Source organism: Microbacterium sp., from assembly GCF_047606385.1.
Classification (GTDB): Bacteria; Actinomycetota; Actinomycetes; order Actinomycetales; family Microbacteriaceae; genus Microbacterium.
Map to the genome: position 1 here is coordinate 65,929 of NZ_JASGEL010000091.1, position 10,677 is coordinate 76,605.

General features: G+C 68.8%; 8 protein-coding genes. 5 read left to right on the plus strand and 3 right to left on the minus strand.

Annotation, left to right across the window (positions count from 1 at the left end; all coding sequences use genetic code 11):
• Positions 1-24 precede the first annotated feature (24 nt).
• Positions 25-1,044, plus strand: a complete 1,020-nt coding sequence (locus tag QM626_RS08790) for a zinc-dependent alcohol dehydrogenase family protein (RefSeq protein ID WP_415076087.1) — start codon at positions 25-27, stop codon at positions 1,042-1,044.
• Positions 1,045-1,058: 14 nt separating this feature from the next.
• Entirely contained in the window at positions 1,059-1,466 is a 408-nt protein-coding gene (locus tag QM626_RS08795) for a cupin domain-containing protein (protein WP_415076089.1), read from the plus strand.
• A gap of 130 nt (positions 1,467-1,596) precedes the next feature.
• Here the strand turns inward: QM626_RS08795 and QM626_RS08800 are convergent, their stop codons facing one another.
• Positions 1,597-3,351: a heparinase II/III family protein gene (locus QM626_RS08800; protein WP_415076091.1), complete on the minus strand. Its 1,755-nt coding sequence runs from the start codon at positions 3,349-3,351 to the stop codon at positions 1,597-1,599.
• Positions 3,348-3,917: an alpha-L-rhamnosidase C-terminal domain-containing protein gene (locus QM626_RS08805; protein ID WP_415076093.1), complete on the minus strand. Its 570-nt coding sequence runs from the start codon at positions 3,915-3,917 to the stop codon at positions 3,348-3,350. Before QM626_RS08805 ends, QM626_RS08800 begins: the two co-directional genes overlap by 4 nt.
• 516 nt (positions 3,918-4,433) lie before the next feature.
• Between QM626_RS08805 and QM626_RS08810 the strand changes: the two genes are divergently transcribed.
• Positions 4,434-5,861, plus strand: coding sequence for an ATP-binding protein (locus QM626_RS08810; RefSeq protein ID WP_415076095.1), 1,428 nt, complete (start codon positions 4,434-4,436; stop codon positions 5,859-5,861).
• Between the two features lie 78 nt (positions 5,862-5,939).
• On the opposite strand, the gene dnaB is transcribed toward QM626_RS08810, so the two are convergent.
• Positions 5,940-8,498 (minus strand): replicative DNA helicase, encoded by a 2,559-nt coding sequence (dnaB, locus tag QM626_RS08815; protein ID WP_415076097.1) that lies wholly within the window; start codon positions 8,496-8,498, stop codon positions 5,940-5,942.
• A gap of 492 nt (positions 8,499-8,990) precedes the next feature.
• Between dnaB and QM626_RS08820 the strand changes: the two genes are divergently transcribed.
• A complete protein-coding gene (locus QM626_RS08820) occupies positions 8,991-9,878 on the plus strand; it encodes a hypothetical protein (RefSeq protein WP_415076099.1) in 888 nt (295 codons plus the stop codon).
• Positions 9,879-9,962: 84 nt separating this feature from the next.
• A partial coding sequence (locus tag QM626_RS08825; protein ID WP_415076101.1) for a chaplin family protein occupies positions 9,963-10,677 on the plus strand: 715 nt, incomplete at its 3' end.

Consider the following 10,677-nt stretch of genomic DNA (forward strand, 5'->3'; position numbering starts at 1 on the left):
ACCCCGCATCCAAGGAGAACCGCCATGCGCCAGGTCGTCATGCACGCCCCCGGAGACGTCCGCGTCGAGGAGCGTCCCGATCCCGTCCTCATCGAGCCCACGGACGCGATCATCAAGCTCGCCGCGACGTGCATCTGCGGGTCCGACCTGTGGCCCTATCGCGGCGCAGAGCGCGTCGAGGATGCCGTGATGGGGCACGAGTACGTCGGAGTGGTCACCGAGGTCGGTGCGGCGGTGAAGGACATCGAGGTCGGCGACTTCGTCGTCGGCTCGTTCTTCACCTCCGACAACACGTGCGAGATCTGCCAGGCCGGATACCAGTCGCACTGCGTGCACCGCACCCCCATGGGCGGCGAGGGCACGCAGGCCGAGTACGCCCGCGTCCCGAACGCCGACGGGACGCTCGTCGCCACCCCCGGCCAGCCCGGGGCGGACCTCGTCCCGTCGCTGCTCGCGGCGTCGGACGTGCTCGGCACGGGCTGGTTCGCCGCCGTCGCCGCCGAGGCCGGCCCGGGCAAGACGGTCGCCGTGGTCGGCGACGGCGCGGTCGGCCTGTCCGCGATCCTGGCCGCCACGCAGCTGGGCGCCGAGCGGATCATCGCCATGTCCCGTCACCCCAACCGCCAAGCGCTCGCTCGCGATTTCGGTGCCACCGACATCGTCGAGGAGCGCGGCGACGACGGCGTCGCACGGATCAAGGAGCTCACCGGCGGTCTCGGCGCCCACTCGGTGGTCGAGGCCGTCGGCACCCAGGCCGCGATGGACCAGGCGATCCGTTCCACGCGCGCCGGCGGTCACGTGGGGTTCGTCGGGGTGTCCCACGACGTGTCGCTGCCCGGTCAGGAGCTGTTCTTCTCGGGCGTGCACCTGCACGGCGGCCCCGCCCCCGTCCGTCGGTTCCTCCCCGATCTCATCCGCCTGATCTGGGAGCGGGCCATCGACCCCGGAGCGGTCTTCGATCTGACCCTCCCCCTCGAGGACGCGGCCGAGGGCTACCGGGTCATGGACGAGCGTCGCGCCACCAAAGTCCTGCTGACCGTCTGAGAGGAGCCGTTCCGATGAACATCGAACCCGCACGCCCCACCGTCAAGAACCCGCCCGAGCAGTTCGCCGGCGACGTGTGGGTCGACACCCTCGCCGCGCCGCACGAGGCCGACCAGCGGATGACCGTCGCCGTCGTGAGGTTCGCCCCCGGCGCGCGCACCGCGTGGCATTCGCACGCCCGCGGCCAGTATCTGCGCGTCACGCAGGGTGTGGCGCGCTTCGGCACGCGCGACGGCGAGGTGATCGAGGTGCACCCGGGCGAGACCCTCTACACCCCGCCGGACCAGGACCATTGGCACGCTGCGGCGCCGGGATGCTTCATGGAGCACCTCGCGATGCTCGAGAGCGGGGACGATCCGGCGACGACCACGACGTGGAAAGAGCACATCACCGACTCCGAGTACGAGGGGACCTCTGCATGACCGGGTGGACCGGAGGCCGGCGATCGGTCGGCGACATCGCTCCGGCGCTGGCCCATTACACGGACGCGGTGCTGTTCGACGAGGTGTGGGAGCGGCCCGAGCACGATGGCAGTCCCGCCGAACGGCACCTCTACCGGGCGATCTCGACGGTGACGACGCATTCCGCGGACGCCGCGGTGCGGACCAGGTCGAGCATATGAGCGGTGGCGGCGTCTCCGTCATGCGTCAGGAAGTCCCGCTCGCCCACGCGCACTCGCCACCCGCCGTTCCAACGCAGCCGCAGTCGGGCCTTCGAGCCGTGGATCTCCGCGCCGTCACCGACCAGCGTGATCCGGAAGAACGAGACGAGACGGTCGATGATCTCGATCGCCTCGTCAGCCACGAAACGGTCGCTGATCGTCAGCGTCCCGTCCGCAAAGCCCAACGAACGACGCACCTCCCGGAGGCCGGGCACGTCATACCCGGAGGTGATGTCGACGACGAGCCGTCCCTCGTCCGCGGAGACCTGCTGCACGACGGCCGCGGCGTCGGTCCCGGACCGCTGACAGACACCGGCGACGATCGGAACGCTGTGCCCCTGGGATCCGGCGGACACGGATGCATACCGGGTCTCGAGTCGGAAATAGTCGCGGTCGTAGAAGCCCATGCCCAGTTCGCTGAGCAGCGGCTCGCCGTCCACGACGAGCACGAACGAGCCCAGGTCGTTGTGGTTGTGCGGTTCCTGGTTGTGCCCGGCCTTCGCGGCGAATCCGAACACGGAGCCGCCGGCGTCCTCCCGGACGACGAGCCACCCGGCATCCGGGAACCAGCGTCTGAGCATCCCGGGGGCGGGGATCTCGTCCTCGGCGTCACGCGCCCAGGCGAACTGCCGCACCACGGGGCCCCAGTTGTAGGGCCACACCGCACCCCACCAGAAGTCACGGGGGACCGCGGCGTCTGCATCACGCGACTCGACCAGCGCGGCAAGCCCAGGCGCCACCACCCCGTATGGCTCCGCATCGGAGAATGCCGCGACCGCGCGGCCTCCCAGCGAGACGTTCGCGGCGAATCGGAGAGCGGCGGCGAGCTTGTCGTGATGCGACCCCGACCAGAGGTCCTCTCCGGTGCGCTGCCGCAATGCCTCCGCATAGATCGCGAAATGCCCGAATCCGTAGTTCCAGTAGACGAGTCCCTCGACGCAGATGCCGTCGTCGCCGTATCCCGCGAGGAACACGTCCATCGCTGCAGTGCAACGATCCAGGATGGCCGCCAGGCCTTCTGTCTGAAGATGCATCGCGGCAAGTCCGACGCCTGCCGCGCACACGGCCGCCCAGTTCGTCTCGATGCCCTCCCAGAACCACGTGCGCTCGCGGAAGGGGGTGAGCACACGCCGTTCGACCTCGTGCCGGACCCGGGCGGCGACGAGCGGATGCAGCCGATCGCCGAGAAGCACGACGATCTCGGCGAGCGCGAACGCCGTCTCGGCGGCGAACAGGTCGATGATCTCGTCATGCGGGATCGCGGGCGCCGACGCGGTCAGAGCGGGGATGTGCGCGGGGAGCGCCCACGCGTACTCATCGCAGACCGCCCAGAGCACGTCTTCTGCGGCGGAGATCGGGACCTCATCGCTCAGCAGCGCCCCGATCACCGCAGCGAACAGCCGACGGCGGCGCCGGAAGTATCCCCGCTGGAAGGCCGTGCGGTCTCCGTCGTCGTCGAAGCGGCGGTATTCGGCGAACGTCGACGAGACGATCGGCGTCCCGGCCTCGGTCAGGGCTCGCTCGACAGTGCGCCGTGCGGATGCTGCGATCCGCCGGTTACGGATCGGTTCGCGCCAGCGGTGCGGATCACGTCCCTCGGCGAACACGGCTCCCGACGAGCCGTCGTCGAACGCTCTCGCGGTCATGGGGAATCTCTCGTCTCGGTGAACACGTGCCGGCCGGCCCCGACGCGCACGGGTTCCGCGCCAGAGGGCAGGTGCACTGTCGCGACCACCCCTTCAGGGATGGTGGCCTGAAGGGTGAACTCCCCTCCGTCGATAGACCACGACACCTCGGCGCGCCCGAACGGGGTGACGTGCGCGGCCTGTGCCGAGGTGATGCCTCCTCCCGGAAGTGGTGCGACGCGCACCTCGCGCCAGCCCGGAGCCGCTGCGGCGAGGCCGGCCACCCGACGGTGCAACCAGTCGGCGACGGCGCCCAGCGCGTAGTGGTTGAACGAGGTCATCTCGAACACGTGCGCGTTGACGGCGTCGAGCGTCTGCCAGGGCTCGTCCGGCGATGTGCCGCTGTTGGTGTCGCAACCGTCACAGGACGAGTCGACGTAATAGGTCGTTCCCGTCTCGGCCGCTACGGAGGTCGCATGCGCCGGCACGGACGCGAGGAGGGTCGCCACCGTCATCAGCGCGGTTACGGCGGCGGCCGCAGCGATCCGACATCCCTGCTCGACCGGTTGAATACCCGTGGTGTGCATCCGAACGCCGCTCCTTCGTCGTCATCGGCACCGTGCAGCACTGCGCGGCGGCTCCCGACGCTAACGACGTCCACACCACGGCGACAAAGAAGCGGTCAACAACGATCGGCGCGGGTCGACTGCGCATGAGGAACCGGCGGCGTCCGAAGGTCGTCCCCCGTCGCGCTCGACCCCTCAGGTCCCGCCGGGCGACACCCAACCGGTCGTGCCGGCTATCCGCTCGAACAGTCGGACCACCGCCGCGGAGGATCGAGAGATTCACGGTCGAGCAGTCGACCCGAGGCAGCCGCGGTCGTCGTTGCGAGGTGCCCGACATCGACGAGAGACGACAGTTCCCTGTAGGTTCCCGCGCGAGATGGCGAAGGACGTCGTGATTCCACGCTAGGTGACGATGGTTTCGGGCTCGGCTTCCACGCGAAGTGGCGGATTCCTACACCTGCGGCCACTACGGGACGCGGCGCGAGTGACACGGCGCGCCAGCACTCGAAGCTACTCTCAATTGTTTAGAGTAGTTGCATGCCGTCGAACGATGTGGATCGCGCGCTCCACGCGTCCATCCAAGAGACCGGCGCCCTCGTGCTGGGTCTGGCTGAGGATCAGTGGTTCGAGCGCAAATCCATGCGCATCGCACCGAAGGATCTTGCGGTCGCCCTCGTCGCATTCGCCAATGCCGAAGGCGGCAGCGTGGTGGTAGGTGTTCATTCCGGTCGAGTCGAGGGCACAAAGGCTGACCCGAAGCACGCCAACGCCCTCCGACAATCGGCGATCGACCACACCTCTCCTCCCGTGCGTGTGCATGTCGAGCAGGTCTCCTGCGTGAACGACAAAGGCGAGCCCGACGCTCTCCTGGTGTTCCGAATATCCCCAGGCGAGTCGGTGCACGAACTCAAGAACGGCGACTGCTATCTCCGGGTAGGAGATGAGTCACGTCGCCTCGGTTTCGCGCAACGCCAAGAACTGCACTATGACCGCGGCGCGTCTCAGTTCGACGGAACACCCGTCTCGGGAATCGGGGTAGGGGACCTCGATACGGCGCTCGTCGCGAACTATCGGGACAGTGCCGGCTTCTCGGGAACACACACACAACTGCTCCGCAACAGGGGATTGCTGACGCACGACGGCGTGGTCACGACCGCGGGCTATCTACTCTTCGCTCCGAACCCGGAACAGAGATTCCCCCAGGCACACGTGCGCGTCCTCCGATACCGGGAGAACGATCGAGGTGTCGGCGCGGGCCTCAACATTGAAGCCGGCCGGGACGCTCGAGTTGAAGGACCCATCCCCCGCGTGATCAGCGAGGCTCGCCGCATCATCGACGACTGGCAACCGCTGCGAAGGGCGCTGAACGACAGCGGTGAGTTCGCCGACACCCCCGTGGTGCCCCGTGACGCATGGATCGAAGGACTGGTCAACGCCGTAGTTCATAGGTCGTACAGTCTGGCCGGTGACCATATCAGGGTCGAGATCTTTCCGAATCGGATCGACATCACGAGTCCAGGGCGGTTCCCCGGACTCGCTGACCCGGCGCAGCCGATGGACATCAGCCGCTACGCGAGGAATCCTCGCATCGCGCGCGTATGCACGGACCTGCGCATCACGCAAGAGCTCGGTGAGGGGATCCGACGGATGTTCGCAGAGATGCGCGCTCGGGGACTCACCGACCCTGCTTACGTACAGGGGCACGGTTCGGTTCGACTGACGCTGTCCGGGATATCTAGAGTGCCGAACGATGTCACCGAACGCCTTCCTCGTGGGTCACTTGAGACGCTCAACACCCTCCGGCGTGCAGGTGTGCCCCTCGGCACGGGCGATATTCAGCAACTGACCGCTCTGAGCCGACCAACGCTTCTGAAGCAACTGAATGCCCTCCGCACCGAGGGGCTTGTGACCTGGGCCGGCAAGTCCACCAGAGACCCACGCGCGACATGGACAGCACGCGACTGATCGCCAGATTAGGGCGGAGTCGCTACGTACCTGTCATCTATCCACTGAAACAGACAACTCCGAGCGGATCCGACAGCCCTACTCCATCCCCACGGCCATGTCCGCGAAGCGGGAGAAGTGGCCCTGGAACGCGACCGTGATCGTGTCGGTGGGGCCGTTGCGGTGCTTGGCGACGATGAGGTCGGCCTCGCCGGCGCGCGGGCTGTCCTTGTCGTAGGCCGACTCGCGGTGCAGCAGCACCACCATGTCGGCATCCTGCTCGATCGAGCCCGACTCGCGCAGATCGCTCAGCGCCGGCTTCTTGTCCTGCCGCTGCTCGGGGCCGCGGTTCAGCTGCGACAGCGCGATGACCGGCACCTGCAGCTCCTTCGCCAGCAGCTTCAGCGCGCGCGAGAACTCGCTGACCTCCTGCTGACGCGACTCGACCCGCTTGCCGCTGGTCATCAGCTGCAGGTAGTCGATCACGACCATCTTCAGCCCGGCGCGCTGCTTGAGCCGGCGGCACTTCGCACGGATCTCCACGAGCGTCATGTTCGGGCTGTCGTCGATGTACAGCGGCGCGTCGTTGATGCGACCGCGCGTCGAGGCGATCGTGGTCCAGTCGCGCTGGTCGAGCGTGCCCTTGCGCATCGCCTGCAGCGGGATGGCGGCCTCGGCGCTCATCAGGCGCATGGCGATCTCGCTGCGCCCCATCTCGAGCGAGAAGAAGATCGTCGGCAGCTCGTGCTTGATGGCCGCCGCGCGGGCGAAGTCGAGGGCCAGCGTCGAGTTATGGGTCGGAATCATCGACTCACCCGCCAGGTACAGGTGGTCGGCGTTGTCGACCTGCACACAGCGCACCGGAACGGTCGCAATGGGGCGCACCGCCTTGACGTATCGCCTGCCCGTGCGCAGCGAGGTCGCCGGGCGCTCCTGCTGGTGCAGCAGGCGCTTGCGCTCGAGCCAGAAGACGTCGTCGGTCGTCGTGAAGTTCAGAATGTGGCACGTCGACGACGCCTCGGAACGACCTTTGACGCGCTTGGTCGTGCGCCCGCACCGGTAGCCCAGGCTGACGACGAGCTCATAGACCGAGTCGGCCAGCTTCTTGTTCGTCACGGCGAACTGACACGAGCCGGCACCCCTGACGACGGTGCCGTCGGTGTCGAGAAGGCCGGCCAGCAGCTCGCGGCGCTGCGCCTCCGATGCCCGCAGGTATGCCGCAGGCACGTGCTTGTCGCCCAGGACGCCGATCTTGCGCAGCAGCGCCGTGAACGAACCGTGATCGTGGTGGCATTCTGCGCACCGCTGCGCTTCGCCGGAATATGCCCTGCCGCAGTCGGGGCACGACAGCCGCTCGGGGTGAGCCCCCTTGTTCTTCGGCCCGCACACCTGGCCGCACGTGCGCACGTGCGGATGCCGCGCGGCGAACTCGACACCGCAGGTACGGACGAGCCGCTCGCGCTCCAGGAGCTGGAGCGAATAGTTCATTCCTCCGCGAGCCTGAACGCGCAGCCCCGTGCGCGCGACCAACGCGGGGATCTCCTCGGTCTCGCTCGTGAGCCGCGCACCGGCGCTGTGCCCGTCGCCGAGCCAGGCCCCCAGCGCGTAAGGTGCAACCGGCAGATCGGCCTCGGGCGCCTGCAGCGCCTGGGCGTTTCGCACCGCGTGGTTGGCCCGCATCTCCGCACCCACGGTGAGCGTCTCGCGAATCTGCTCGGTCGTGACGACGGCCGTCCCGACCGGTCCGCCGCGCCGGGCGGCACGCGTCTCGGTCACCCACTGGTGCTGGGCGTCGGCGATGATCGTCGACCCGTCCGAGAACTCGACCTCGTAGCACGGCCGATCGAGCATGACCTCGGTCGCTGCGACGACCGTGGTCGGTCGACCCGTGGCGTCGTAGAGCTCATCGCCGACTTTGACCGCGCCCATGGTGGTCCACCCCGTCGGCGTCGGCAACGGAGTGTCGAGGGCGAGCGCCTTGCCCATCGCGGGACGGGCGGCGACCACGATCATCTGCCCGGCGTGCAGGCCGTTGGTGAGCTGATCGAGACCCTCGAACCCGGTCGGGATGCCGGTCATCTGACCGTCGCGGCCGCGCGCCGCCTCGATCTCCTCGACCGCCGCGTCGACCGCGACCGTGAGCGGCACGTAGTCCTCTGCTGTCTCCGCGCCGGTCACGCCGTAGATCTCGGCCTGTGCGTTGTTGACGAGATCGACGGCCTCGCCCTGGCCCGAGTACCCCATCTGCACGATGCGGGTGCCGGCTTCCACGAGGCGGCGCAGCAGCGCCCGCTCGGAGACGATCGACGCGTAGTAGCCGGCATTGGCCGCGGTGGGCACGATCGAGGTCAGCGAGTGCAGGTAGTCGGCGCCGCCGGCGCGCTGCAGGTCGCCGGTCTTGATCAGCTCGTCCGTGACCGCGATGACGTCGGTCGGCTCGCCGTGCGAGTAGAGGGTGAGGATCGCCTCGAAGATCAGCTCGTGCTTCGGGATGTAGAAGTCGGTTCCGCGCAGCGTCTCGATGACGTCCGCCACGGCATCCTTGCTCAGCAGCATCCCGCCGAGCGTGGACTGCTCGGCGAGCACGTCGTGGGGAGGGGTGCGCTCGTGCTCCCGAGGAGCGCCCAGGCGCTCCTCGGAGATGTCTGCGATCGACACAGCGCTTCATCCCTCCTCGCCCCGCTCGCGCAGGAACATCTCTCGAACCTCATGGCGACGACACGCACCGGCCCCGTCCCTGGAAGGACAACACCGACCTCCGACATCGTCGTCCCCCGCGGCGCTCCCTGTGAGGTGACTTCACGCTACGGGCGCATTCTCGCGTCGCCAAACGGCCCTGTGGATAACCGTGTGGAGAAGCTGCGGAACACGCCGGATCACCTGTGCACAACACCTGTTGATAGCGACGCGCATATCCGATTCTCAGACTTTTTATCCATGTCTGACCTGGGGATTTTCGACACACACCCTGTGGGATCGGACGCAGTTGAAGTGTGGGTTGAGACTTGACAACCGCCCACAGGAGGGTGTGTACAACATCGATAGATCACGACGGCATGTTTCGCGCAAGCCCTTTCGCCACCGCCGCGCCGCTCCTAGGCTCTGGGCTTGGTACGGCAGGTTTCACGACGCGACGACGCGGGGGCAAACGTGGACGAGCAGACGGCGGGCTATGCGCGCTGTGTGCTGCGCAGCGTCCTCCTCGCGTGCGGCCTCGTGCTGGGATGGTTCCTGCTGTCGATCGCATTCCCGGCGACCTCCGCCTCGGCCGATGACGATGTGCCTCCCGGCGGGCTGACGGGCCTCGTGCAGCAGGTCACCGGCTCCGTCGCGCAGGCCGCGGGAACGACGACCGGCGCGGTCGACGATGCTCTCCCGGCCGCCGCGCCCGTCGCCGACGCGGCGGCCGGTGCCGTCTCCGCCGCCGAGCACGTCGCGGACGCAACCACCGAGGCGGCAGCGGATGTCGCCGCCTCCTCGCCGGTCTCGAGTCTCACCGCTCCCGTGGCGGCGGCGGTCGCGCAGGTCGTCGATCAGGTCCCCGTCGTGAACGACGTGGTCTCCGGTCTGGGCGTGCTCGACACGGTCGAGGGCGTCACCGACACCGTCGACCAGGTCGTGGACGTCGTCGTCTCCGGCTTCCCGGGCACGCCGACAGCATCGACCGACACCATCGACGACGTGACGGGCAGGCTCGAGGCCTCGGTGCCGGCGACCGACATCGACGCCCCGGCCGCGTTGGTCTCGCAGACCGCTGTGCCGGCCGGCGGCGCGGCCTTCCCCGGGTCACCCGCCGTCGGCGTCGTCCGTGACGTCGGCAGCACCGGCTCGGCGCCCTCGCCGGGCCTCGCCGGGCCCGGCCCGGCCGGATCCGGCAGCTCGCCCGGGTCCTCCTCCGCCGGCAACGCCGGAGGAGGACCCGCGAGCGGTGAGCTGCCCGCATCCCTCACGCTCGGTCGCGGCGGCGTCTCGCCGCCGCCCGTGGGCGACGATCTGCCCACCAGCCCCGTCTTCGGGACCGATACCCCTCCTGACTGATCGGTGATCCGCCGTGCCCGCGCACGGCAGAGGAATCCCTGCGCACTCGCGCGCATCCACTCACCTTTCGATCAGGAGATCATCATGAACACTTTCGTCTCGCGCGCCCTGTGGGGTGCGCTCATCGGGGGCGGCATCGTCCTCCTCGGCGCCACGGTCGCGAACGCGGCCGAGACCAGCGGCGACGACGGGCTGCTCTCGGGCACCCAGGCGGTCGCCGAGGCCAGCGCACCGGTCACCGTGGCCGGCAATGCCGTCTCCGTCATCGGCGACAGCCAGAGCACGGACGCCGCCACCTCGACGTCCGCGGGCAGTGCCCCAGCCGACGCGACCACCAGCGGCGACGACGGCGTCGGATCCGGGACACAGGCGCTCGTGAGCGTCGCAGTCCCGGTGACCGTCGCCGGCAACGCCGTCTCGGTCGCCGGCGACAGCACGTCCTCCGACGCCCAGACCACCGACACGGGTCCGGCACCGTCGGTCACCGTGGCCGACCCGCAGACCAGCGGCGACGACAGCATCCTGGGCGGGAGCCAGGCGCTCGTCAGCGTGACGGCGCCGGTCACCGTCGCCGGCAACGCGATCTCCGTCCTCGGCGACAGCCAGACGACGGACGCGACCACCACCTCGGGCGGATCCGGCACGACCGCTGCGGCCACGCCCGCCGAGGCGACCACCAGCGGCGACGACTCGCTGCTCGGCGGCACCCAGCTGATCGCCCCAGTCACCGCACCCGTCACCATCGCCGGCAACGCCATCTCGATCATCGGCGACAGCACCACCAGCGGCGCGACGACCA

What these genes read in the sequence shown, in the direction of transcription:
- QM626_RS08800 (WP_415076091.1), bottom strand. Translation starts at nt 3,351, where the DNA reads ATGACCGCGAGAGCGTTCGACGACGGCTCGTCGGGAGCCGTGTTCGCC.
- QM626_RS08795 (WP_415076089.1), top strand. Translation starts at nt 1,059, where the DNA reads ATGAACATCGAACCCGCACGCCCCACCGTCAAGAACCCGCCCGAGCAG.
- QM626_RS08805 (WP_415076093.1), bottom strand. Translation starts at nt 3,917, where the DNA reads ATGCACACCACGGGTATTCAACCGGTCGAGCAGGGATGTCGGATCGCT.
- QM626_RS08790 (WP_415076087.1), top strand. Translation starts at nt 25, where the DNA reads ATGCGCCAGGTCGTCATGCACGCCCCCGGAGACGTCCGCGTCGAGGAG.
- QM626_RS08810 (WP_415076095.1), top strand. Translation starts at nt 4,434, where the DNA reads ATGCCGTCGAACGATGTGGATCGCGCGCTCCACGCGTCCATCCAAGAG.